General features: G+C 61.5%; 19 protein-coding genes. 9 read left to right on the top strand and 10 right to left on the bottom strand.

What is annotated here, in order from left to right; all coding sequences use genetic code 11:
* Positions 1 to 20 precede the first annotated feature (20 nt).
* Entirely contained in the window at positions 21 to 1,742 is a 1,722-nt protein-coding gene (locus AAFG50_RS16815) for a hypothetical protein (protein WP_028170707.1), read from the bottom strand.
* 183 nt (positions 1,743 to 1,925) lie between these two features.
* Between AAFG50_RS16815 and AAFG50_RS16810 the strand changes: the two genes are divergently transcribed.
* Together AAFG50_RS16810 and AAFG50_RS16805 are read left to right on the top strand one after the other, a co-directional pair.
* On the top strand, positions 1,926 to 2,183 hold the full coding sequence (locus AAFG50_RS16810; protein ID WP_231166686.1) for a hypothetical protein: 258 nt from the start codon (positions 1,926 to 1,928) through the stop codon (positions 2,181 to 2,183).
* Positions 2,184 to 2,281: 98 nt separating this feature from the next.
* Positions 2,282 to 3,265 carry a DUF4424 domain-containing protein gene (locus AAFG50_RS16805; protein ID WP_028170705.1) on the top strand — a complete coding sequence of 328 codons (984 nt, stop codon included), beginning with the start codon at positions 2,282 to 2,284 and terminating at the stop codon, positions 3,263 to 3,265.
* A gap of 9 nt (positions 3,266 to 3,274) precedes the next feature.
* Here AAFG50_RS16805 and AAFG50_RS16800 read toward each other — a convergent pair whose 3' ends face one another.
* From AAFG50_RS16800 to tssI, 9 genes are all read right to left on the bottom strand, one after another.
* The gene (locus tag AAFG50_RS16800) at positions 3,275 to 5,083 is read right to left on the bottom strand and encodes a serine/threonine-protein kinase (protein WP_028170704.1); all 1,809 of its coding nucleotides are present in this window, start codon (positions 5,081 to 5,083) and stop codon (positions 3,275 to 3,277) included.
* Positions 5,080 to 5,856 carry a protein phosphatase 2C domain-containing protein gene (locus AAFG50_RS16795; RefSeq protein ID WP_028170703.1) on the bottom strand — a complete coding sequence of 259 codons (777 nt, stop codon included), beginning with the start codon at positions 5,854 to 5,856 and terminating at the stop codon, positions 5,080 to 5,082. The genes AAFG50_RS16800 and AAFG50_RS16795 overlap by 4 nt, the downstream gene beginning before the upstream one ends.
* A 6-nt stretch (positions 5,857 to 5,862) precedes the next feature.
* Entirely contained in the window at positions 5,863 to 6,564 is a 702-nt protein-coding gene (gene tagF / locus AAFG50_RS16790; protein ID WP_011086383.1) for a type VI secretion system-associated protein TagF, read from the bottom strand.
* Entirely contained in the window at positions 6,561 to 10,103 is a 3,543-nt protein-coding gene (gene tssM, locus AAFG50_RS16785; RefSeq protein WP_028170702.1) for a type VI secretion system membrane subunit TssM, read from the bottom strand. Before tssM ends, tagF begins: the two co-directional genes overlap by 4 nt.
* 43 nt (positions 10,104 to 10,146) lie before the next feature.
* Positions 10,147 to 11,382 (bottom strand): type VI secretion system protein TssL, long form, encoded by a 1,236-nt coding sequence (tssL, locus tag AAFG50_RS16780; RefSeq protein ID WP_283805744.1) that lies wholly within the window; start codon positions 11,380 to 11,382, stop codon positions 10,147 to 10,149.
* A gap of 287 nt (positions 11,383 to 11,669) precedes the next feature.
* A complete protein-coding gene (tssK, locus tag AAFG50_RS16775; protein WP_028170700.1) occupies positions 11,670 to 13,007 on the bottom strand; it encodes a type VI secretion system baseplate subunit TssK in 1,338 nt (445 codons plus the stop codon).
* A gap of 48 nt (positions 13,008 to 13,055) precedes the next feature.
* Positions 13,056 to 14,435: a type VI secretion system-associated FHA domain protein TagH gene (tagH, locus tag AAFG50_RS16770; RefSeq protein ID WP_028170699.1), complete on the bottom strand. Its 1,380-nt coding sequence runs from the start codon at positions 14,433 to 14,435 to the stop codon at positions 13,056 to 13,058.
* A 12-nt stretch (positions 14,436 to 14,447) separates the two neighbouring features.
* Positions 14,448 to 15,011, bottom strand: a complete 564-nt coding sequence (locus tag AAFG50_RS16765; RefSeq protein WP_011086378.1) for a hypothetical protein — start codon at positions 15,009 to 15,011, stop codon at positions 14,448 to 14,450.
* Positions 15,012 to 15,016: 5 nt separating this feature from the next.
* Positions 15,017 to 16,885: a type VI secretion system tip protein TssI/VgrG gene (gene tssI, locus AAFG50_RS16760; protein WP_011086377.1), complete on the bottom strand. Its 1,869-nt coding sequence runs from the start codon at positions 16,883 to 16,885 to the stop codon at positions 15,017 to 15,019.
* A gap of 347 nt (positions 16,886 to 17,232) precedes the next feature.
* Between tssI and AAFG50_RS16755 the strand changes: the two genes are divergently transcribed.
* The 7 genes from AAFG50_RS16755 to tssG all read left to right on the top strand — a co-directional run bounded on the left by AAFG50_RS16755 (position 17,233) and on the right by tssG (position 24,996).
* The gene (locus AAFG50_RS16755) at positions 17,233 to 18,546 is read left to right on the top strand and encodes a type VI secretion system ImpA family N-terminal domain-containing protein (RefSeq protein ID WP_028170698.1); all 1,314 of its coding nucleotides are present in this window, start codon (positions 17,233 to 17,235) and stop codon (positions 18,544 to 18,546) included.
* Between the two features lie 139 nt (positions 18,547 to 18,685).
* Positions 18,686 to 19,213: a type VI secretion system contractile sheath small subunit gene (gene tssB / locus AAFG50_RS16750; protein WP_027548753.1), complete on the top strand. Its 528-nt coding sequence runs from the start codon at positions 18,686 to 18,688 to the stop codon at positions 19,211 to 19,213.
* Between the two features lie 16 nt (positions 19,214 to 19,229).
* On the top strand, positions 19,230 to 20,732 hold the full coding sequence (gene tssC / locus AAFG50_RS16745; RefSeq protein ID WP_028170697.1) for a type VI secretion system contractile sheath large subunit: 1,503 nt from the start codon (positions 19,230 to 19,232) through the stop codon (positions 20,730 to 20,732).
* A 50-nt stretch (positions 20,733 to 20,782) separates the two neighbouring features.
* The gene (locus AAFG50_RS16740) at positions 20,783 to 21,268 is read left to right on the top strand and encodes a type VI secretion system tube protein Hcp (protein ID WP_011086373.1); all 486 of its coding nucleotides are present in this window, start codon (positions 20,783 to 20,785) and stop codon (positions 21,266 to 21,268) included.
* A 182-nt stretch (positions 21,269 to 21,450) separates the two neighbouring features.
* Complete coding sequence (tssE, locus tag AAFG50_RS16735; protein ID WP_011086372.1) at positions 21,451 to 21,999, top strand: type VI secretion system baseplate subunit TssE; 549 nt, start codon at positions 21,451 to 21,453, stop codon at positions 21,997 to 21,999.
* A 1-nt stretch (position 22,000) separates the two neighbouring features.
* Positions 22,001 to 23,968, top strand: a complete 1,968-nt coding sequence (tssF, locus tag AAFG50_RS16730) for a type VI secretion system baseplate subunit TssF (protein WP_028170696.1) — start codon at positions 22,001 to 22,003, stop codon at positions 23,966 to 23,968.
* Entirely contained in the window at positions 23,932 to 24,996 is a 1,065-nt protein-coding gene (gene tssG, locus AAFG50_RS16725) for a type VI secretion system baseplate subunit TssG (protein WP_011086369.1), read from the top strand. The genes tssF and tssG overlap by 37 nt, the downstream gene beginning before the upstream one ends.
* The last annotated feature ends 26 nt before the right edge of the window (positions 24,997 to 25,022 follow it).

Here is a 25,022-nt window from a genome sequence, read left to right as displayed (position 1 = left end):
GCGCCAGCGACACACCGGGTTCAGCGCCTTTTGCTCGCCGTCTTGCGGCCCGGCTGCGGTTCGGCCTCTTGATAGGCGCTCGCTGAGACTGTCGCCTGGTCATCCGCGAACGCCCGAAAGCGGACCGGAACGTAGCCACGCGAAAGCAGGCTCGCCAACGGGTAGACGTTGCGGCAGACGCGACCGTTGCAGCCACCGGTCGAGGATTCCATCACCTCGGCCTTGCGATCGGGCGTGAACCGCAGGAACAACATCACGTGCGAGCCCGGCTTGTTCAGCGCATCGCCGGGCCTCAGGTCCCAGGGATTTGCCACGGGGGCTGCGATCGCAGGAATAGCGGCAGTCGTGTAGTGGACAGAAAGTCCCCACGCGGCGCTGACGAATGCCGAACAGTCGACGCCAGCCACATCCGGCCTTGGCGCGTTGCGAGTGCACACATTGCCAGCCAGCGCTCCGCTGTCGATCCGCTGCCGGAAGTTCGCGAGCGAACCGTGGCAGCCCCAGCAATAGGGCACACCGCGCACCTCCTGGTTCACTTTGCCCTGCAGATACCACGGCCGCCGAATACGACTGAAGCCGCTGCATTGGCTGTCGGGATCGCTGCCGTAGTTCGACTGCGTCAGCTTCCACTGGATGCCCTCGAATGCAAACGCGGTCTCGATAGCCTGCTGGCGATTGGAAGGTCTCACAGCGGCCGATGCGTCGAATTTGACGCCGGATTGCGGTGCTGGCGCGGCTGCCGTTCGCGACGGCCGCACGTCGATAATGGAAGCGTTGGTCAGCGGCCGGAAGCCGACGCCAACCACTTCAATTCCGTCCGGCTTGGTCCGGAGGAAATAGACATCGCCATCGCCCGAAACCGTGACGAACCGCCGGGTCAGCGGCGTATTTTCCAAAGGAAGCTCATAGATTCCCTCGAGACGGCCGTTCGCAGCATAGCGTGCGACGAACGTGGAGGCGTTCTTTCCCGATGGCGGAACGTCCTCGGCAAGCACGTAGAAGCGGTCGCCGTTGTCGATCTCAAGAAACTCCACCGTTCCGAGCCGGTTGCGCACCCGCAGGCTTAGCTGTCCGATCGTCTCGTTGGTGACCATGGTCTGGATCTCGACCCTTACGCTGGCATTGCCCTTGTCCGGAACGATATCGGCGATCACCGAGCCCTTACTTCGAGAAGCCACATATTGCCGGTCGGGCTGCCGCGTCGTCTTGACGATGGCCGCGCGGGTATTCTGGTCGAGCAAGTCGGCCGCGCTGCCGGGCGCCTGCGATCCCATCTGGGCGAAAGCGGAGACGGCGACCTGATCGTCCGCGCTACGGCTCGAGACCTCCTCAAGCTGGATCACGTCACCACCGATTCCGCGCGTGGACTGCCCTGGCGCCGCCTTCAGCGTCCGTACGCCGCCGTCCCAAACCATGATGTCGTCGTTGTGGACCACGAGATCGGTCGGCTGGACGTCTTTCGGCATCTTGAGGACGTCAGGATCTGAGTTCGGCTGTTTCGGGTCAAACTGCAGGATGCGACCGTTGACCTGATCGAGCACAAACAGGTTGCCCTGCCCGTCGGCGCTGAGTGCTTGTGGTCCCGCGAGTTCCACGTCCTCGCTAGCCGGAACGATGCCGACCATGGAAGCAGCCAAACCGCTGGCAAAGCTGCGGACGACAGTATCGTCGGCATGCGCATTGGTTCCGAAAATGCCAGCGCCAACGATGAAGACCCAGATCCAACGATTTGGACGAAGCATGTTCGCCTCAATGTACCCCGAACCGATCGCCGCGTCGGATCGACTAATCCGAGATGCCGTTAATGCTGCGCGTCAATTAGTGGTGCGCAATCTCAATCACGTTCAATTCCATCACTTGACGGTGATAGTCCGAATTCTCTTCAGCTTGCGGTGCAAAACATGGCCCGGAATAGATTTGAGAAGGTGAGCGAAGTTCAGCCCGACGCGATCACGCTGCTCCTGAAACGCGACAATGACGGCGCCTCCGGATCAATCGTGCTGCCGGCCGCCGCGAGCCGGGGACGGCTGACCACCGACCAGATCAGCGCGCAATTGCCGGCGCAGGATGCTTTTCGCGGCGCGATCCGGCTGGCAAACGACGTAAAGCTGGCGCTGGTGGTGTGCGATCCAGACGGGGTCTGGAAGTGCGAGTGGGGCGATCTTTATCAGCCGATCGATTGACCCGCATCGGATGGAACCAGCATATGTTGCGACGCCGCATGGAGACTAGCTTGCCGAACGGAGCCTGCATCCGACCGTCGTTCCGGATACGGGCCTTGATGGCCGCGCTGCTGGTTGCGACGGGCTGGCCGGCACGCGCCAACGACTCGGCTGCGGAATTGTCGATCGGCGGGCTCCAGTTCGTACGCACCAATGACGTGGCCATGGAGAGCGAGAACCTTAGTATCGGGCTCGACAGAATCAGTGTTCGCTACCAATTCGCCAACGTCACTGCCAAGCCGGTCACGCTTACTGTTGCCTTTCCGCTGCCCGACATCGACCTGTCGGAGGCTGAGAACATTGCGCTACCTTCAAATGATCCGATCAACTTCGTCGACTTCGAGACCAGGGTCGACGGCAGCCCGGCGCCGCTGACCGTCGATCAGCGCGCCATGGTTGGCAACAGGGATGTCAGTGCCCTGCTCCGCGAACTCAAGCTACCGCTGCTGCCGATTGGTGGCCGCGAGATCCGGCTGAGCGACCTGCCCGCGGCGACTCGGACCCGGCTCGTGGACGACGGACTTATGATGCCTGCCGGAATGAGCGACAACGGTCGCCAGCAGTATGCGCCAGGCTGGGTTATCAAGACCTCGGCTGTGCGCCAGCAGGTGTTTCCGCCCATGCGCACCGTCACGGTCGAACACCGGTACCGGCCGAGCGTCGGCTCCAGTCCTGACACCATCCTGCGCCCGAGCCTACGCCGCAGCAGCGCACTGGGTCAGCAAGTCGCCCGTTACCGGAAAGAATACTGCGTCCAGGATACGTTCCTCGCCGAGATCGACAAGCGCGCGGGCAGTAACCAGATCAACAGCGCGAACCTGCAGGAGAGGCGCATATCATACGTGCTCAAGACCGGCGCGAATTGGGCCGGGCCGATCCGGTCGTTCAAGCTGACTATCGACCCAGGCGGCAACGACCGCTTGGTGAGCTTCTGTCCTGGGCGGCTCAAGGCATCGTCTGCTACCGGAAATACGCTTGAATATACGGCAAACGACTTCAAGCCGGATGCCGACCTGAAAATCCTGGTGATCGGAACATTCTGAGCGTGCCGGTCAATTGGTGAGCAGCACGTAACGCGCGGCCGCGATGATGGTCACCTTGTTGCGCTGAGCCTCGCTCAGCGCCTGGAGGAAGAACGTATCGGCAGCTATCGGTCGCGGCTGGCGCAATGAGTCCAGAACCTGCGGAACCGCCACGACCAACAGCAATTGCGGACCGCTCGCGCGCGCTGTCGGGAGCGTAAACGAAAGCGAGTCGATGCCCGGCTTCAGAAGATAAGACAGGCTCTGGACTTCGCCGCGATCCGACACCATGAGCAGCTCGACCACGCGGTTGGCAAAGTTCTCAATGGTCCCATTGAGGGCTTCACCACCCTTCAGCTCTGTCGCTGACAGGGTGATGCGTGGCATTCGCGCCTGATCGCTCCCGACCTGACTCAAGAACTTGACGGCTGGGCATTGCGCCTGGGTCACTTGCCTGACGCCGATCGAAGCCTCGAAACCCTGCTCACGCCGAAACGCTTTGTCGAAGGTGTCGAATGGGGCGGTCGAGGCACCGAACCCTTCGATGACAGCGGCATTTGGGCTCACGGCAATCGGCAAGACAAAGAAGCAGTCACCGCCAGAATACTGGGCCACGTATTTGCGGATGCGCTCAGCTCGCCCCGCCCCATCGAGTGCCGGAGACGGCGTCGCCGTCGGCTGCGCAGACAACTTCTCCGGCTCTTGGCGCCCGGGCTGTGGTCCAGCGGGCTCGACCTTCGGCGGCGCCATTGTTCCGGCGAGTTTTGGAGGTGGTGGCAAGACCGCGGTGCCGGGCGCTGACCAGACCAGCTTGTAGAAGGCATATCCACCACCGCCGACCAGCAGTAACAGAGCCGCCACGCCGGCCCCCAGCCAGCGGCCGCGCGGACTCCGCGCGGTCGACGGCATCCTGTCCTGCGGCACCGGCGCCGCGCCTTCCGGCCGCCGCAGCGGATCGAAACCATATAACGGCGCGGCCGGCGTCTGCACCAAACCGGTCGGCTTCCAGCGGGCGACCTCTCCCATGGTCGGGCGCAATGCCGGATCAGGCTGCAGCATCCGCTCCAGCAAAGGCCGGATGCGCATATCCACCGCACCGAGATCGGGAACACGCCGGCGCTTCTCCACCAGTTGAAACTGGCTGCCACCCATGTCGAGCTTCTGTCCGGTCAGCGCGTGAAACAGCACAAGACCGAGGCTGTAGACATCGGATTTCGCGGTCACGTCATTGCCGTACAACCCTACCTGTTCCGGCGATGCGTAGTTGTCCTTGCCAGCGAAGCCCGAGCCGATGATGGTCTTGTCACCCATCTGGGTCGACCGGGCTATGCCGAAGTCGATGATCTTAGCCCGCCTGACGTCGTCGAGCGGAACAATGATGTTGTCCGGAGAAACGTCGCGATGGATGATGCCGTGCTCATGGGCAGCCTCCAGTCCCGATGCGACGCGCAGCATCAGCTTGATCAGCGCCTCGAAAGTCAACGGTCCATCGTCGAGCATGTTCGAGAGCGAGCGGCCATTCACGAACTCCATCGCGAGATACGGTCGCTGCAGCACCGGCTCCACCGTAAACAGGAAGTAGCGAACGATCGCGTCATGCGGAAGATTGTGGAGCGCCGCGGCCTCTCGACGGAACAGCGCGAGCGCCGCCTCGTTATCGACCATGTCGGGCAATAGCATTTTCACGGCAACAGGCGATCCAGTTTGGATCTCTCGGCATTTGTAGACCTCACCCATGCCGCCCGCGCCGATCACCGCTTCGATCTCGTAGATACCGTTGAGACGGGTGCCGGGGGGCACGCCCTGATAGGACGGTCGGAACGGATCGTTCGGGGTCATGGTTGCGGCTCGCGATCAAGCGGAGATCTTGTCGCCTCCTGAGATCGTGGCGTCAGCAGTCGCACGATCACAATCGTTACGTTGTCAAGCCCGCCACGATCAAGAGCCAGCGCGAGCATGTCATCGCAAGCTGCCTGGGCGCGTCGCGTAGCCGCGTGCTGCAGGATCTCGTCGTCCCGCACGTGCCTCGTCAGGCCATCGCTGCAGATCACGAAGACATCCTCCGGCTCGGCCGGGCCTGTTACCACCTCAAATTCCGGATCATCGGCGACACCGACGGCGCGAGTAATGGCATTGCTCAGCCAATCATTCACGTCTTCGCGCGACAGCGCACCTTCGGCGATCAGTTCCTCCAGTTCGCTGTGATCATGCGACACTTGGCTAATTGCGCCGCGACTGATCAAGTAAACCCGGCTGTCACCCGCCCATATGCAGGCATAGTAGCTATCGCGAACGAGCAGAACCGCCGCTGTAGTCCCGACGGTGGCACCCTGTCGTTCACGACTAAGCGCCAGTATCTGCCGGTTTGCGCTGAATAGCCGCTCCTCGCATTCCGCCAGCAGGTCTGCGGCTGATTCTGGCGTGCCGATCGCGTCAAGCGACTGCACTACAATGCGACTGGCGAGATCGCCGGCCTCGTGACCACCCATACCGTCGGCGACGGCCCACAGGCCAACGTCGGTTCGTACCAAACATGAATCCTCGTTCCGCTCCCGCACCCTTCCGGCATGGGTAATGCTACCAACATCGAACAAGGATGGGGTATGCACCATCGTGCGTCATCCATTCCCGGATGCCGCGAGGCCGGGATCACCGGTCAGCAGCGTAATGTAGTGAAACGGATCTGGTAATCCTCGGCAACTCAGCGCCATTGGCGGAAAGCCTTCCCCTCCGGCGGTCCACCAGAAGCTAGCCGCGGCGTAGACCTGTGGGTTGGCGGCGCAAAGTGCTGCAAACGCCCCCGCGAAGGCGTCGACCGCCGAAGCCCTCCCCATTGCCGCAGTACCAAGCGACGTGATCGGCGGACCGCTGGCGATGGTCTCCTGCAGTCGTGGCACCGCAAGCCGGTCCAGTCCATCGGAGATCTGCTCGAAGGTCGCGGCCCGATCCAGGGTCGAAAGCAGGAACGCCTCCACTTGCCCGAACCATTCGTCCTGCGGATCAATGCTCGGCGGCGGCAGCGAGACGGCCTCGCCGGTCACCGCATGCAGGGTCAAGGGATAGTATCGCCCCACCCCGTCGAGCGAGGGCATAATCGCCCCCGCCACCGTCGTTCCGCAGATTGCGGCACCGAGCCAAAACCGCCAGACCGGCGCGGTCAGAAAGGCCTGCTGCCATCCTGGGCCAAGCTGGTGGCGACTTGCTGACAGCGCAGCCTGTACCCACGGCTCCCAAGCTTCCAGGAAGCTGCGCGGAGTTGCGATCGCGATGAAGTCACGCTTCGCGCCGATTTTGCCGAATAACCCGCAACGCATGGTCATATCCCGGTCGGGCAACGAAACTCACGCAGCACTGACAGATTCAGCGGGTTGCGCAACGATCCAGTCGAAATTTGATAGCTGAGCTCGCGCCCGGCGACGATGAAAGTCGCGCTGGCCGTTTCCGCTTTCACCACTAACGAGCCAGCCTCCAGCATCCGAAACAACGACCAGGGACCAATGCGCTCAAGCACGGATGGCGGGCCGGTGTCGTTGCTGACTGAAATTGCAGTTCGCGGCGCGGGGCCCGGCCATAGGACGGTCGTTGGCGAGTTGCTCTGTGGCTGTGGCGGTGGCGGTGGCGTAGGTTGCGGACCGCCGAACAAGGATGAGGTCGCTGGACCAGGTGTGGTTGGGCTTGTAATTGTGGTGCCGCCGATCTCGGTCTTGACGGTCACGCCTGGCCCGGCTGCCCCAGGCGGCCGGATCGCGAACGATACCGCCGGCAAACCGCCGCCGGTCTGGAAGAAGGCGTCGCGGATATAGGCCGCATTTTGGAATTGCTTGAGCGTATCCGGCGAGAACGACCGACCAACGGGGCTCTCCTTTCGCCAAACCCAGTCCGATCGCGACGTGTCGGCATAAGGTGCCAGATACTGGGTGAAGAACTTGTCCATAACGCCGTTCGGACTGAACAATTTGGCAAAATCCGCCAGCGGGACTTCCTGGCTGCTGCTGCGGATAAACGGGTAGCGGTTGGTCACGGTCTGTTGGCAGACCGGCGTGACCTGATCGCGCAACGTTTGAAGGATTTGCCCGGCGGTTGAAGCCGCAATGCTGCCTTCGAACTCCGCGGCTGCTGCTCGCAGCATGTCGGAGAATGGCGGCGGCATGCGCGAGGCATTGTTGCGGAGCGCTGCGACCTGGGTCTGAAGCGCAGCTGTGGCCTGTGCGGTCAGTTGGGGATTCTCGATGATCAGCGTCAGGTTCTGCGCGATGTCGTTCAGGTTCGCGACGGTCGAGTCGATCGGCCGGCGGGTGCTCTCGCCTTCGAGCGCCGCGTGGTAAGGTTTGAACTGCGCCTCGATCATCGCGCCAGGCGGTCCATCCTGGGCATTCGTGAAGAGTGCTGGCGCCGGTGCGGCGGCGGCTGCCGAAGCGCTCGCCGGCTTCGCCCGTTCCTTGGTTAGCACCGTCTCGTCGCGCACCGATTCCAGAATTTGCCGCATCGGCGAGGTCGGCGCCGAAAGCGCCCGCAGCACCTCATATTTCGGCTTGTCGGCGAGCAGCTTCTTCAGGCGCAGGCTCCCGAGCGCCGTTCGCCAGGTCGTCACGAAATCGTTGGAATAGATGCTGAGCAGATCGCCGGCCAGATTGTCGTACTGCTGGTCGATGGCCGACTGCTGGCCGGCATCCCCTAGAACCCATCGCTCCCGCTTCATCCGCTCAGACAATCCGGACAGCCGGGCAACGAACTTCTGATGGAAGCCATTATACGTGAAGAACTCGGGTACCCGCACGGCGTCCAAAGGCTGCCCCGTCGTGGTTTCGAACACGACACCCATGTCGGGTCCGCCATGGCGGCTGGCGATCCAGTCGCCAGCGGTCGATGCGCGAGCCTCCGACTTCAGAAACTCGTAGGCACGTTGCGACACGCTCAGGCGCGCCAAGGAGCTCTGGGCCTGCTTCATCAACCGGCCGTCGAGTTCGACCAGCGGCTGCTGTTCGGTCTCGAGGTCGAACATTGCCACGAGGTTCTCGTCGAGCAGACGCCGCCCTTCCGCGTTGGTGGCGCCAGGATAGAGGTTGTCCGCCCAGTCACGTTGCATCCAGGAGCGGATCAACTCGCGGTCCGGCGACTGCAGGCCGCCGACCATCAGATAGACCTTGAGCGCCTCGTAGACAAAGGCAGGCTCGTTTATGCGCGCATTGAGCTGCTCCTCCAGGCGATACAGCAGCCGCGGCCGGAACATGCGCTCAAGCGCCGTATGATAGGCCGCCTTCGAGGGCGACAACAGCCGGGCGTGCTGACTGAGCCCGTAGCGAGCCGACAGAGGCACCGACTCGCCGCGCGATCCGTAGCCTGCCGGGGCGTTGCGCAGCCGGTAGAGTAGCGGCAGCACCTTGTCTAGATCATGATCAGCAATCAGCGTCTGTTTGATAATTGGTGCGCCGGCGGCTGCATACTCGCTATCGGCCTGCAGGCTTTGCTCAATCAAATCGGAGTTCTGCTTGTAGCTCGTCAGCCAGGCTGCGATCAGTCCGATCGAGACCAGGCCGATCAATGACAGGGCCGCGGTTTTCAGGATTAGCGCGCGGCGCACCGCGGCACGGTCGGTCGAGACCCAGTCGGCTTCGCCGATGATGACTTTGGAAATCAGATCGGCGAGGAAAAAGCTCTTGCCCGTGCCCGAATAGGATCCGGAACCGACCTCCTCAGCGCCGAACGTACGTGCCAGCGACCCGATCAATTGGTCGATCGGCGTGCCCTGCTGCGTACCCGAGGTAAAGTAGAAACCGCGCAGGTTCGCGTTCACGTGATAGCGCGTCGGCTCGAAGATCAGGTTGAGGAAATCGTGGATCTGCGGCTTGAGCCGCGCCATCTGTGCCGGAAAGCCGAACAACTGCACGCGGTGCTGGGGCGTCGGCTCGTCCTGCAGACGGTCGAGCGTCTCCTCGCTCAGGCGCTCCAGCAGACGGTCGAACTCGACCGGGATCTGCCCCACCAGATTCTGGGTCTTGTCGGCGGTCTGGAACGTGGCCCCCCAGACCTGGCGGCGGCCGGCATCCCCGAGATAGGCGAAATACTCGGTGAAGCCGGCAACGAGATCGGCTTTGGTAAATAGCGCGTAGACCGGGAAGCTGACCTTGAGCCTCTGATGCAGCTCGAGCAGGCGCATCCTGATGGCATCGGCGTGAAGTGCGAGCTCCTGCTTCGGCAGCGTTAGAATGTCTTCGATACTGATGGCGACAAGGACGCCGTTGATCGGCTGGCGTGATCGACTTTTCTTCAGGATGTCCAGGAACGCCAGCCAGCTGTCCTTGTCGGCCTTGCTATTGGAGTCCTGGGTGGTGTAGCGGCCGGCGGTATCGATCAGCACCGCCTCCTCGGTAAACCACCAATCGCAGTAGCGGGTACCGCCGACCCCCGCGATCGCCGCGGGCGTCGCCCCGCGCGCGAGCGGAAATTTGAGCCCGGAATTGACCAGCGCCGTGGTCTTGCCGGCGCCGGGCGGACCGATGATGACGTACCACGGCAGATCGTAGAGAAAGCCCGATTTGTTGCCGCTGGCGGTCTTCAGCGTCGCGAGCGCATCCTTCATGCGCTCCTTGAGCACCGGTTCATCGCTGACGGGCTGGTCCGCACCAGCGATGCCATCGGCAATCTCCTTGGCACCCTTGCGCCGCTTGAACAGATTGAGGCCAACGATGCCTGCGACGATCGTGGTGAGCAGCAGAATAGCGATCTGCCGGACGATATGGTTCTCCAGCGGCCGCCAATCGCCGAACGCAATGAAGGGACCGGCGAAATAGATCACCGCTCCGAGCGAGCTGAGCCCGACCCCGTAGAGAACGATGCGAAGAATGTCCTTGGCAAGCATCTAACCGTACCTGTCGCAAACCACCTGACCCGGTGGAATCTGCCTATTCGCTGCGTTCGATAAAGATCTCGACGCGCCGGTTCTTGGCGCGTCCCTCGGGTGTCGTGTTGCTGGCGATTGGCGCATCTGCTCCTTTGCCCTCGACGTCGACGCGCGAACCATCGGTCAAGCCAGGCTTCAGTGCCGCGGCAACCGCCTTGGCGCGCTCGACCGACAACTCGAAATTTGTCGGGAAGCGGACTGTGCGGATCGGCGAACTGTCGGTATGGCCGACGACCCGGATCCGTCCCGGCTCCTTGTCGAGGGTTGCTGCGACGCGGAGTGCGATCGGCTTGAAACCGTCGAGGATGGTCGCCTGGCCCGATGCAAACAAGGCCAGATCGCAGACCCTGATCACGATGAAACTGGGGGTCTGGTCCGCGGTCATGGCACAGGCTGTGTTCTCCTTCGCGAGCGCGTTGCGGATGCGTTGCAACTGGGTGATGCTATCCGGTGGCGGCGGAGGCGGAGGTGGCGGCGGTGGTGCAACGACCTGGCGCTTGAGCTCGATCGGGCCGGCCGGATGGAGCGCGAGCGCCACCTCGGCAGCATTCTCTGCCCGGCCAGCGAGGAGCGTCCGCAGGACGAAATAGGACCCGGTCAGCAGCGCGGCGACGACGGCCGCCACGAGCCAGACCGGAACACGCAAACGCTGCCGGCGCCCCGCCAGCGCCTGCCCGCGCCAGTTGGGCGACAGGTCGGTCATCGTCTTCGGCCGGACCCGGCGCAGCAATTCATAGAGGTTACGCTGGATCAGCTGCAGGTTCGCAAGTCCGCCCCCTGACGTCCGGTGAATGCCCTGAAAACCAAGCGCCAAGCAGGCGTGCTGAAGTTCGAGGACCGGATAATTGACCAGTGGATCAATCTTCAAATGGTCGAGGATCTCAAAGAAACGGACGCCGCCGACACGCTCGCCGAAGAAGCGGCTCAGCATCGAGTATTGCGTCCAGACGTGACGCTCCTCGGTCGGGATGTGCTGCACGATATCGTCGGCAGTGGCACACAGGATATATTTCGCTGTGTTGGCCTGGTGCTCGGAAATGCCCGCTGAACGGATGTCCTTCTCAAAGAATTTGATAGCGTCTGCGACCTGCTCCATCAGGCTCGCGAATGACGCGCGCATGAGCGCCACCCGCAACCGACCGAGCAGTTGCAGCAATGGGCCCGCAGCGCGCATCACTGGATTGGCATTTGGCGCGACGAGATCGTCGACGCGCAACGGCGGCCCTGCCGGCAGCATGGGTTGCGGCACCTGGCCTTGCGCGGGTGTCGAGATCCATTCCTCGGTTGGATGGCTGGCCGGCGCGGAGGCGTAGTTCGAGCCCTGTGGAACGGGCGAAAAGGATGATGGTGGCGTTGGCGCGCCGGGAGAAGGTACGGGTGACGGCGAATAGGCCGGACGTGCTGCAGGCCCCTCGCCCGGCGGAGGCTGAGAGGTCGGCGCCGGCGGCAACTTCCCGCCGGGGTTGGGACGGATGATCGTCCGTTCGCCCCGACCGAAAGGATTGACCGGCTTGTCCCTGTCGCTCATGGCCTGTCTTCCAGGATAGCCCAAAGATACAGCTCAAGCTCCGGCCAGTCGCCGGAGAAGTGCATTCCGATCGAGGCCGCCGTGCTGAACTCGGGCCACAGCGGCGACTTGCGGTCGAGATAGAAATAGACGTGATCCGTGATGGCCCGGATATGCGGCGGTGGCGTCGGCAAATGCACCAAGGTCAGGCCCGGCAAGTTTGCGTGCACGATCTCGTTCATCTTGGTGTTCGGCCCAACCTTGAACAGGTGCGGGAAATCGTTCTGGATCTCCACGAGTGGCCGCCGTGCGGCAACCTCCAGCACCAGGGTCGCATTTCGGAATAGCGCTCGATCGCGGATCGGCGATACGAACGCATTCTGCGCGCGCTCGATGATCTCCAGACGGATCGCCCGCCGGCCCAGCCGCGCGCTCAAGAAGTCCTGGATGTCGCTTACCAATGGTGTGAAGACGCTCTCGAGATCGTCATGATCGTACGCCGGATAGTTGCGCGCCCGCCGTTCCGCCGTGGAAAAAGTCGCAAGTTCACCCGCGAACCTCAACAATTCCTCGTACAGGCGCTCGGGGTGCACGCTGCCGGAGCGTTGGAAATGAGTCAGCACGGGAATGGTACGGTTCAGCACTTGCAGGACCAGATAGTCGACGCTCTGCAACCCACCGCCGGATGACGGATCGACCGCGTAACGCGCCAGCTCGTCGAGTTTGGTCTCAACCCAGCCGATGATGCGGCTGAGCCAACCATCGATGATCGGATGCGCGGCGCAGACCAGCATCGGCGGCACGAACTTGTCGTCGAACAGGATGTTCTTGTCGCGCACTTCCAGAATGCGCGCGATGCCGAGGCCCATGTATCCGGGCTTGCTGGTCTTGCGCAGTTCGAACGACAAGCGCGGATAAGCGATGTCGATCTCTTCCTCGATGCGTAGCGCCGAGGTCGAGTCAATGAAGGTTTCCGAAGTACGAACATAACGACTGGCGCTGTCGGCGCGGTCCTCGTCGACCTCGCGGGTGTTTGGTGCCGCGACAGGCATCATCAGCCAGACGATCTGGCCTGCGGCCGTCTCCGGCACATCGATCGCTTCGGGAATTGGGCTGTCCGCAGGGATATCGAACGGCGTACCGTCCGGCATAACGCCGGACGCATTGCGCACCGCGAACTTGCTTTGTTCGGTAAGATCCTTATCGATCTCCAGCTGGGCAAAGCCCCAGGGGTATGGTGTCGTGTAGCGAACGCGCTTTTCCAGCAAGTGTTCGATGTAGCGGTCGTTCTGCTGCAGATGATGCGGCCGCAGAAACAGACCTTCCGACCAGAAAACCTTGCTGTACCAAGACATTCCTACATCCACTTAGAAAATGTCGGCGACCGCATGGTCGCCGACAGCTTACTTTGAACCGGGCTTGTCGCCGCGGTCGTAATAGTCCGAGAAGTGCAACATAAAGATTTCGATCGGCGCGCTGTTATCGCGGCCAAGATGCGCCTTCCAGCGCGTCAAGAACTCGTCCCAGAGTTTGCCCTTGTTCGTGCCGAGCCAGGAGCTTGCGCCACGCTGAAGCTCGAGCTCGCGCGCCATCAGCGTCGGATCTATGTCCGCAATCAGCTCATGGACAGCGTGCTGCATCGCCATATAGGTCTTCAACTGATGTGATTTGAGATCACTGAAGCCCTGTGCAAAGGCGCGCTGTGCGTCGAGGTAGCTACGCGTCGGCGGCCCAAAGAGAATGCGCATCGCCTCTTCCGCGGTCGGCGAGAATTTCAGCGGATTATTTTCGAGGGCTTGGACGGTGGTCTGGCTGGTGCTGCGGGTCAGCTGTTTGGCTTGGGTTCGCGCTTGCAGCAGCGCCATGAGATTATCCACGGTCATACGCAAGATGATGCCAAGCTGTTCGGCGAGTTCGGCGTCGGACTTGTTAGCAAAGAAATTGTCCGGCAATCCTGCAGCGCGCGCCACCAGTCGCGCGAACTCGGTACCGCCGACTGGCTTGGCCGTGACAGACCCCTCGCCTGCTGCTTGCGTTTGGCGCGGCGTCGCAACCTCTTGGTGTGATAGCGATGCCGGCGGCTGTGCACCGACTGGTTCATCATCGATCCACACCGACGGCCGGCGTGGGGTCGGCTTGACTGGGGGGCGCTCGACTTGCGGTTTCGGCGCGGTGACCGGACCCGCTGCCCAGTTCATGTCGTCGTCCTGCACGGACGGTTGGTACGGAGACGTCGGCGATGACGGCCGAAATGGGTCTACACCCGGCGCCGGGACGCTCGCCGCCCAATCCAGGAACCCCGGATTGACGGGCCGCGCAGCCTCGCGTGGCTTCTTCAACAGGTGCGGATCGATCGGCGGCGGAACGTCACGATCGGCCGTCCAAAGCTCTCCGTAATCGGCATGCTGCTGGACCGAGGGTTCGTGCAGTTGCGCCTCATGGTTTGGGCTGCGCCCGCCAGCCTCATCCTCCAGCGAAACTCCGATGATGTAGTGACCGATCGTCAGTCGGTCGCCGTCGCGCAAGCGGTGGGGCCCCCGCATGCGCTGGTCGGCACCATTGAGAAAGGTGCCGTTGGTCGAGACGTCGTGCAGCCAATAGCCGCCGTCGCGAAAGTGCACCTCGCAGTGCTTTCCGGAAATCGTCCGCGCCGGATCCGGCAGCGTCCAGTCGAGGTGACGATCCCGGCCAATATCGACCGAGCGCCTGCCGGTGACCGTAAACGACACAGGTCCGCCGTCCGGAAGGTTCGGTTCGTTCTCGATATTAAAGCGAAGCACCATCACATCGTCTCGTTAGCGCGGAGGGCGCGGTTCGCCGCGTGCCAATTGAATACCATCCTCCAGGCATGACGTCATTATCTGGTCCCGGGAGTCACGGGGGAGCCGGCAGAGGCCAATCAGCAGCGCTGCACGCACCGCCCGTGCGGCCTGATCTGGCTTGGCTTCCACGGGCGCAAATTCCGGGGGAACCACGCTTCCACCGGACCAGCCGGCCGCCAGCGCCAGCCATGTCGCTGGCTGCTCAGGATCGTTGGCATTGCCGACGGCCAGCGCCTTGTTCCGGGACTGCTCGTCCGGTTGCCGGACCCAGGTCTCCACAACATTCAGCGACCTGCTGTCGTAGGCGTCGAAATGGTCGAACATCCGTCGCAGAGAGCGGCATCCCCAGGCGATCGCCACGCGCCTGGGAAGCAGATAGGCGCAGTAAGATACGGCCTGGTACCAGTTGCGGGCATCGGCGGCCTCCTGAAGGAAATCCAGCGAAGGCTTGTCGGCATCGGCTTTGCCGACATCATAACGCGCCAAGGGATAGGCTTGAAACAGATCCCGTACCGTGCCGAACCGAACCTGCCCCATGACCGTCAGCCGACAAGAGTTGGAGTGCCGTGCGCGACCAGCGGACCGCCGGCTGCAAGCGCCATGCCGGCCTGCGCTGTCATGGCGATCGTCGGCGCGTTGATGACGATGCCCGCCGGGCTCAGGATAATCTGGCTGGGACCAACCTGTAGGGTGATATTGGCATTGGCCGTGAGCGTGATGCTGATGCCCGCTTTGACAGACTGGTCCATGGCCAGCGTGATGTGCTGACCGCCCAATTCGATATCGAGCTTATCATTGCCTTTCTTGAGCGTGGTCTTGCGGGTGTCGCCGCCGAATGCAGCTTCGCCGATGGTCCGTGTCTCGGTGTCGCGGACCGTCACGTCGTGGTCCTTCTCAGCATGCACCGTGATCTTCTCGGATCCCTTCTTGTCCTCGAAGTTCCACTCGTTGAAGCCGCCACCACCTTTGGTGGAGTCGGACTTCAATCCTGCAACCGTCTTCTTCGACGGCAAATCATAGGGCAGCTTGTATTCGTCGTTGTACACGGTGCCGATCACCAGGGGCCGGTCCGGATCCCCCTCCAGGAATTCGACAACCACTTCCTGTCCGACGCGCGGGATGATCTGACCGCCCCAGCGCTTGCCAGACCAAACCTGAGCCACGCGCAACCGGCACGACCGCTTCTTCTTCCGATCCCAGAAAAAGCGGACATAGATTTCGCCCAGCGATTCAACGTCGATTTCCTCGTTCGAATTATCGTCTTTGGTCACCACCTTGGCCGTTTGGATGCCGTTAATCCTTGGCTTCGGCGTCATCATCAGCGCTCGAAACGGCCGATCGCTTGGCAGAAACTCATAGCTACCGAAATAGACATGTTGCCCGGCGTCGCCGGGACCGCCGGTGCGGTAAGATTCGAGCGAGAACGAGTGCGTGGCTCGCACCACGAGATATTCCACGTTCTGCGAGTCCTTGGAGTGCTTTTCGAGCTTCGTCAGCCCACCGGGGAACAGGTTGACCGCGTCACCATTGCCGCGACGCCGCCGGTCCATCGCCTGCTCCGCCTGGAGCTGGATCTTCGCGTAGCGCTCGCCGTCGGACTTTTCCTTGAACTTCCCGGGATAGTCGTAATACTCCATCTCCGACCGAGTGTAATGCTCGGAGCCCTTGGCATCGCTGATCAACTGAGCGTTTGGCTTCTGGTAGTTGTAGTCGTTGAGTTCGATCTTGCCGGTGCGAAACCGGCGCTCCGACACCCATTCATAGATGTGTTGCTCGCCTCGACGATCGGCACCCGTCAGCGGGATGTAGGGAATCGTAGCAAGACCTTTGATCGGGCTGTGCGACGATTTGGAGTCCGCCAACACCAGCGTGTGTTTGCCGCCCTCATGCTTGAAGAAGTAGGAGATGCCGTGCTGCTCCATCAGCCGGCACACGAAATTCATGTCGGTCTCGCGGTACTGAACGCAGTATTCGAGCTTCGGACAGGAACCCTCTTCGGTCAGTTTGGATTCATAGTCGGTGAAGCCACGTTCGTTGAATACTTCCTTGATGATGTCGGGCGCCTTCTTGTCCTGAAAGATCCGGCAATCAGTTGTCCGCGACAACAGCCATAGCCAGGGCCTCAGAACGATCCGGTAGCTGAAATAGTCGTTCTTCACCCCGAGCCATTGGGCCTCCGTCAGAATGCCACTGAACTCGCGCTCCTTTTCATGCAGCTTTATGGTCAGCGTACACTGCTGACCGATGGCACGATCGAAGTCGAGGTCGGCATCCTCACTGAGACACTCGATGCGATACTCGAACAGTTCGCTGAGACCTTCCGAGCCTTCGAACCCGGCAAAAACCAGAACGTCCTTGCCAAGAGGCGTCTTGAGTTCGCAGAGGCGGGTATCCTGAGTAAGCTGGCCCATGTGGGCTTAAACTCCCTCCTTCGATCGAATGACCCGCTGCGAAGAGCTGATCAGACGCTATGCAAGAACCACGGAAATCCTGCCCGCCCCCGGCAGTGCCGGCAGGTCCGCCCCAGGGCTGGTCCGGACGTTCCACAACAGCGGTCCAAGGAACCGCCCCGGTCATCAAGTAGTCGGCTCCAAGAGCTTGCCGGTTCACGCGAAAATGGCATGATCTTCGGGAATGAACCAACACCAGCAGGCATCTGACCCATGGATATAGACTCGGATCATGGATCCCCCCGCGATCCGGCAGTCGCCACGGGCTCGGCAGCGGGGCCGTGACCGAGCAGATGGACGATCGTCGTATGCTTGATGTCGCCTCCCTGACGCACCCCATTGCCGCTGACGATCCCTGCGGGCCGGATCTCGACGCCATCGGAGACATCCAGTATCTGAACTTCTTCGCAGGTGCGGAATCGCTGCTGCCGATGTCGTTCTTCGAGGTCGTCAATGCCAACGGAGAGCGTGGACGCTTCGATCCAAAGGCAGTCGATTTTGCCGGCCAATTCGCCGCCGCGCAGCCCCTCCTGGAGCGTACCCGCGATCTGCGCCTAAACCTGCTGCTGGCCAAGTTTTCAATCCTCAACCGCGATCTCGACGGCTTTCTCTGCTGCCTGAAGGCGACCAACTTGCTGCTGCGCGAGCAGTGGGAGGCGGTGCATCCGAAGGGCGAGGACGGCGACTACGCACTTCGCGCCGTCACGGTCGAGGCAATCGACGTGTTCCCGACCGTGATCAACCCGCTCCAGTTCCTTCCCCTGATCGAGAACCGCAGACACGGCAACCTCAACTACCGTGCTTATCAGGTTGCCATGGGCGAAATTCCCGCCGGCGACGCCGACGCCGACGGACCTGATCTGGCGGCTATCGAGCGCATCGTCAGCGAGACGGATCTCGACACTCTCAAGGCAACCAGCGCGCGGTGCTCCGCGGTCGCGGCTGAAATCGCGGGTATCAAACAAACCTGGCACGAGAAGTTGAACGCGGGGCAACCGATCAGCCTCGACAGGCTCTCCGGCCTGGTTAACGGCATGGCTGCCTGGCTTGCGGGCCTTGTCGCGTTGCGCGATCCGGCCGCGATCGCTGCAACCGCGGAAGATGTCGGTCGTGTCGATACACAGGCGCCGTCAGACACGAGCGGGGTGGTGACTTCATCCGCACAGGCATCTGCAGCGCTTGCAGCGGCGGCCGACTATTTTGCCCGAATGGAACCATCCAGCCCGGCACTGTTGCTGGTGCGTCAAGCGCAGGAGATGGTGGGCAAGTCATTCATTGAAGTTATGCGGATGCTGGTGCCTGCGCACGTGGAGAGCGCTGCGATCAACATCGGGCGCGACAAGGTCTTCGACCTGCCGATCGAACGGATGGCGGAACTCGCTACCTCGCTCTCATCGACGGCAGAGAGCAGCGCTCAAGATATTGTATTTTCAATAGAAAACAGGGCGCAGGCCTTAGGCCTGCTGACGAAGGTGGCGTCGTTTTTCCGAACCGCGGAGCCGTCCAGCCCCATCCCCTTTTTGGTCGATCGCGCGCGCGACCTCGCGCAACGAGATTTTCTCAGCCTTTTGAATGATGTTCTTCCTGAGGGAGCCCTTAAAACAATCGACAGATCGCATTGAACCCAGCTTTCGCTCGAGGGCACTAATTGGACACAAGGATGTTTGCCGACCGCAGCAACTTGAAGCGCTCTAGCCAATCTGCGTCGCGCAAATTCGATGTCTTTTTCGATGTCTAATGCGATTTCGTAGTGAGGGAACCATGGCTACAGACAGCGGTCAAAAATTCATTCGGCGAAACCGCGCACCACGCGTGCACATCACATACGAAGATCCTTACGACGCCGAGCGGCTGATCGAACTGCCGTTCGTCATGGGCGTCCTCTCCGACCTCTCCGGCAATAACCCTGGCGTCGAGAAGACGAAGGTCGAGGAGCGCAAGTTCCTCGAGTTCGACATGGACAATTTCGACAACCGCATGGCGGCAATCCAGCCCGGCGTGACGGCGCGTGTCGCCAATCGCCTCAGCGATGGATCCGACGAAAAGATCTCGGTCAACTTGCGCTTCAACAAGATGGCAGACTTCACGCCGGTGGCCGTCGCCCGCCAGGTGCCGGCTACTGCCAAGCTGCTCGAGGCGCGCGAACAACTCGCCAACCTGCTGCGCTACATGGATGGCAAGGTGGCCGCCGAGGACCAACTCAAGAAACTTCTCGCCGATCCTCAACTGATGGCGGCGCTTCGGGAACGCGCGACAAGCCAGTCGACCGAACCTGGCACCGAGAGCTAAGGAAGGAATGGGGACCATGGCAAAAGAAGCTGTTCACAAAGAGAGCACCACCCAGGTCAAGACCGTCGAAGCTGACGAGTTTGCCACTCTGCTGAAGCAAAGCTTCAAACCGCGCACTGAACGCGCAGCGACCGAAGTCGAAAACGCGGTATCCACGCTCGTTCAAGAGGCGTTGAAGGACTCGAGCGTCATCAAGTCGGACGTCCTCGACACCATCGAGGAGATGATCGCGCGGATCGACCAGAAGCTGACCGCGCAAATGAACGAAATTCTTCACACACCTGAGTTCCAGTCAATCGAAAGTGCTTGGCGCGGCCTCCACTACCTCGTCTTCAATTCCGAGACCGACGCCAACCTCAAGATCCGGGTGATGAACGTCTCTAAGAACGAGTTGTATCGGAATCTGCGGCTTTACCCCGATGCGCGCTGGGACCAGAGTCCCCTGTTCAAGCAGATCTACGAGTATGAATTCGGCCAGCTGGGCGGCGAGCCGTTTGGCTGCCTGATCGGCGACTACTATTTCAGCCACCTCCCAACCGACGTACAGTTGCTCCGCGACCTCAGCAAGATCGCCGGCGCCGCGCACGCTCCCTTCTTCAGCGGCGCCGAGCCGACGCTGATGGGAATGGACTCTTGGACCGAGCTGTCCAACCCTCGCGACATCGGTAAGGTGTTCGACACGCCGGAGTATGCCGCATGGAAGGGGCTGCGCGATCAGGACGATTCGCGCTATCTCGGCCTGTGCATGCCCCGCGCGCTCGGCCGCCTCCCCTACGGCGCGAAATCGGAGCCCGTGGAAGAGTTCGCCTTCGAAGAGGAGACGGACGGACACACCGGCGATAAATACGGCTGGATCAACGCCGCCTACGCAATGGCGGTCAACATCAACCGCGCCTTCAAGGAATTTGGCTGGTGCACGCGGATCCGCGGCGTGCAGTCCGGTGGCGAAGTCATCAACCTGCCGACGCACACATTCCCGACCGATGACGGCGGCGTCGACCTGAAATGCCCGACCGAGATCGCCATCAGTGATCGCCGCGAGCACGAACTTGCAAAGGCGGGCCTCATCCCGCTGATCCATCGCAAGAACACCGACAAGGCCGCCTTCATCGGCGCCCAGTCACTCTACAAGCCGAAGAAGTACTTCGGCGAAAAGGGCGTGGATGCCACCGCGTCCGACAACTTGTCGTCACGACTACCTTACATGTTCGCAGTGTCCCGCTTTGCCCACTATCTGAAGTGCATGGTTCGCGACAAGATCGGATCCATGAAGGAGAAGGATGAGCTGACGATCTGGCTGCAAACCTGGATCAACGAATACGTTGATGCCAACCCAGCCCTCTCGTCAGAAGCTCAGAAAGCGCGCAAGCCACTGGCCGCTGCGAAGGTTGAAGTCATCGCAAACGAGGAGAATCCGGGATATTACAACGCGCGCTTCTTTCTTCGTCCACACTTTCAGTTGGAGGCGATGGACGTCGGCCTCAGCCTGGTTTCACGCCTACCCGGCCCCGCTTCCTGATGCCGCAACATCGCAACCGTAACCACGCAGAAATTTGAGAGGACTACGCTATGGCTGTCGACATCTTCTTGAAACTCGATCCGATCAAGGGCGAGTCGCTGGACGACAAGCACAAGGACGAAATCGATATTTTGAGCTGGTCTTTCGGCGAAAGCCAGTCAGGCACTTTCCACAGCGGTTCGGGCGGCGGCGCCGGCAAGGTCAGCGTCCAGGATCTCCACTTTACGCACTTCGTCGACAAGGCCACGCCGGAGCTTTTCAAGGTCTGCGCGAACGGCAAGCACATTGATACAGCGATCCTCACGGTCCGCAAGGCGGGCGAAAATCCGCTGGAGTATCTCAAGATCGAGATGAAGCACATCCTAGTCACCAGCGTATCGACGGGCGGATCGCACGGTGAAGATCGCCTCACCGAAAACGTGAGTCTGAACTTCGCGAAGGTCAAGATGACCTACAAGACCCAGACAGAAAAAGGCGGCGCTGGAGCTGCGCCGGTGTTTGGCTGGGACGTTCCCGCCAACAAGGAATGGGCCTGATTGTCGGCCCTACCTGGCGCCGGTTGCGATAAGCGCGAACCGGCGCCAGGCGATGCGATTGCGGTCGCAAGTCTCGACTTGACCGGTTGCGGGCCCGACCGCCTGCTGAGGCGACATCATCCCGGAGACCAGCTATTGCTCCGCGAAACAGCATAGCGAGCCGGACATCTTGGGGACAGTCAATGACCATTGCTCCAAAGAGGGATCGGCTCTCTCCCCCATTAATGCTGGCCTTTCGCTCCGCTCATGAAGCACGCGATGCGCGCAAGAAGCTCAATCTGCGCGATGAGTTCGGTGAGCGGATCATTGCCGGGCGGCGCAGCGCAGGCCGCTTTCCGATCTCGGAAACGTTGTTGCGGCGGGAGGTCTCCCATGACCTTGAAACGCTCCTCAATACCATTGCTCTGGAATCGACCTTGGATCTGAGCGGGCGGGATAGCGTTCGAACCTCGATCCTGAACTACGGCTTCCCCGATATCGCCCACCGTTCGATCGACGAGGTCACGGACGACGAACTCACCGGCGCCCTGCGCGAGACTCTGACGACGTACGAGCCAAGACTCGATCGCAAGACGATCCGGGTCCGTCGCGACGGCTCGGTCGGTCCTGAGCAGCTGAAGCTGCGCTTCATCGTTCACGCCGACCTCAAGGCTGAGCCGCTCAACGTCCCCGTGGAATTTGTCGCCGACGTCGACCTCGACAGCGGCGACATCCAAATCAATCGACTTTAGCATGAATCGCGAATTCCTCGATTTCTACAATCGTGAACTGTCATTGCTATACGAGCAGGCAGGAGATTTCGCCGAAGAATATCCTGGCATCGCAGAGCGCCTCGGCGGCCTCATCCGGGACCGCTCGGACCCGATGATCACGGGACTATTGGAAGGCGCCGCGTTTCTTGCCGCCCGCGTTCAGCTCAAGCTCAAGCACGAATTCCCGGAATTCACTGCAAACCTGCTTGAGCAGCTGGTACCCAACTATCTTGCGCCCACACCGTCGGCGATGCTCGTCGCGGCACGGCCACCTTACGCTGACCCAGCGCTGCGCGACGGCAAGAAGATTGTACGCGGCGCCTATTTCGACGCGACCTACCGCGAGAGAGAACGAAGTCTTTCCTGCCGATTTCGACTTTGCCGCGACATCGTGCTCTGGCCGTTCGACGTCACCAGCGCAGAGTATTTCTCCACAGCGGGCACTCTGCAGGCGCTCGGGATCCCGGTCGGAGGCGACGTTATCGCGGGGCTGAAGCTGTCGCTGACCCATCGTACCGCAGCCCGGCTCGACGAGGAACTACCGGACGCAGAGGCCCGAGCCAAGCCGGAAACCTGGTTCGCAGGCTGCCGCGTGAGCGAACTTCCGATCTACCTCTCAGGCGCTGAATCCGACGCCATCGCGCTCTACGAGCAATTGATCTCGAATTGCAAGGGAGTCTACTTCCGGCATCTCGACGACTTCGGCGATCCGGTGGTGACTCGTGCGCCCCATGATTGCGTGCAGCAAATTGGCTTCGACGAAAACGAGTCGCTGTTCCCTAACGACAATCGGATATTTCGCGGCTCGGAGCTGCTGCGAGAATATTTCATGTTTCCACGCAAGTTCCTCGGCATAAACCTAACGGGACTACGCAGCGTGATGTCGCGACTGCGCAGCAAATCGATCGATATTGTCTTCGCTTTCGATGAACACAATTCGCGGCTGGCTGCCTCGGTGCGCCCCGAGACCTTCAGGCTCTATACTGCACCGGCGATCAATCTGTTCGAGAAAACGAGCGATCGCATTCCTGTCAAGTCGAATACTTACGAGTACCATGTGGTGCCAGATCGCAGCCGCTATCTGGAATACGAACCGCACCAGGTGCTCGAGGTCTACGCGCACCTGCCGGCAGAGAAGGATAAGCGGCCCGTGCGCCCGCTCTATTCGGCCGCCGTCGACCGGACCAGCGGATCGGTCGACGGGCTCTATTTCACCGTCCGCCGCTTACCCCGGCGCCGCACAGTAGAGGAGAAGACATACGGTACTTCCTCAGACTACACCGGAACGGACATGTTCCTGTCGCTGCTTGAGCCCGGCGAATTGAGTGGCGGAGGCTCCGTCGCCGAACTGAGCGTCCGGGCTCTGTGCTCCAATCGCCATCTCACCGAGCACTTGCCGGTCGGCCAGGGCGGCGCCGACTTTCGGCTGCTGGACGATACCTCCCTTGATCTGATGTGTGTCGCTGGTCCCACGCCACCGCGTGAGCCGGTGGTTGCCCAACTGCGCAGCCGCAGCGAAATCGCCAACAGTGGGATTGTCAGCTGGCGGCTGATCAACATGCTCAGCCTCAACTATCTTGGCCTCGTCGAACGCGGTGGCGGCAAGAACGCCGGAGCGCTGCGCGAGATGCTGGCCTTGTTCGCCGATCAGTTCGACGACGCCACGGAGCGCAAGATCCGCGGCGTGCGCAGCATAGAAAGCCGACCTGTCGTACGGCGCGTGCGCGAGCGCACGGGTAGCGGCGCAGCACGGGGCCTGGAGATTACCGTTACGCTCGACGAGAAGGCATTTGAGGGCAGCGGCGTGTTTTTGCTCGGGGCAATACTGGAGCGCTTCTTCGCCGACTATTCGGGCTTCAACACCTTCACTCAGACGGTCATCTCGACGCCGGAGCGCGGCGAGATCATGCGGTGGCCACCGCGCATGGGCACGCGGAGACCGCTATGACGCTGATCGACCAGATGAAGGCCGAGCCCTGGCGCTTCGATTTCTTCCATACGTTACGCCAGTTCGAGCGCGCCAACCCGGATCGACCGCGGATCGGCGACAGTGCCGCGCGTCGCGACGAATATATCGACCTCGGCCAGGTGCCTTATCTGGAGTTCCCCGCCTCGAACCTCGCGGCGGTGGACGACCAGGGTGCCCGGCTCAGGATACTCGTCAAATTTCTCGGCCTCCTGGGCCCGCAGGGCGCCCTGCCCCTTGCCACCACCGATGAAAGCCTCAGCTGGTGGCTGATGCGGGATGACGCCTTCCCCCGCTTTCTCGACCTCCTCAACGGACGCTTCCTGCAACTCTTCTTTCGTGCCTGGGCCGACGCGCGCCCGATCGCGCAGCATGACCGCCCGGCGGACGATCGCTTCATTGCCTATGTCGGCTCCTTCGCCGGCTTGGGCTCTGATGTTTTCGCCGATCGCGATGCGGTTCCGGACATGGCGAAGCTCAGCTTCGCTGGACTGGTCGCGCCCAGGGCGAAGTGTGCATCACGGTTGACGCGGTTCCTGCAAGGACTGTTCGACGTCAAAGTCGAGATCGACGAATTCGTCGGCACCTGGCTCTCATTCGACCCAAGTCACTGCAGCCGGCTCGGCGGAACGCATGCGAGGCTCGGCCAGGACGCCCTTCTCGGCTCGCGTGTGTTCAGCGTCGAGGACAAGATCAGAGTTCGGGTCTTTGTCAGAACTTTTGCTCAGTACGAACAATTCCTGCCGACCGAAACACCCAACCTGTCGGCGCCGCTGGCCGACGCCGTTTTCTTCTATATCGGCGACGAATTGGAATGGGAGGTCGAGCTCGCCATTCCGGCGGGAGAGGTCGTCCCGGTCAGGCTTGGACAGAGTGGGCGACTTGGATGGACCACCTGGGTCTCGCCGAACTGGGCCTCCACGGAAGAATATCGCCGCGATGCCCGCTTTCAGCTCGGCGAACGATTGAGAGCCCGCCGGAGTGCCACAGCGAATGCCGCGGCGATTTGAACCTATCCATCGCGCTGATCGCCTAA

It is taken from the genome of Bradyrhizobium sp. B039, from assembly GCF_038965675.1.
GTDB lineage: Bacteria > Pseudomonadota > Alphaproteobacteria > Rhizobiales > Xanthobacteraceae > Bradyrhizobium > Bradyrhizobium diazoefficiens.
This window is presented reverse-complemented; position numbering and strand designations above follow the sequence as displayed.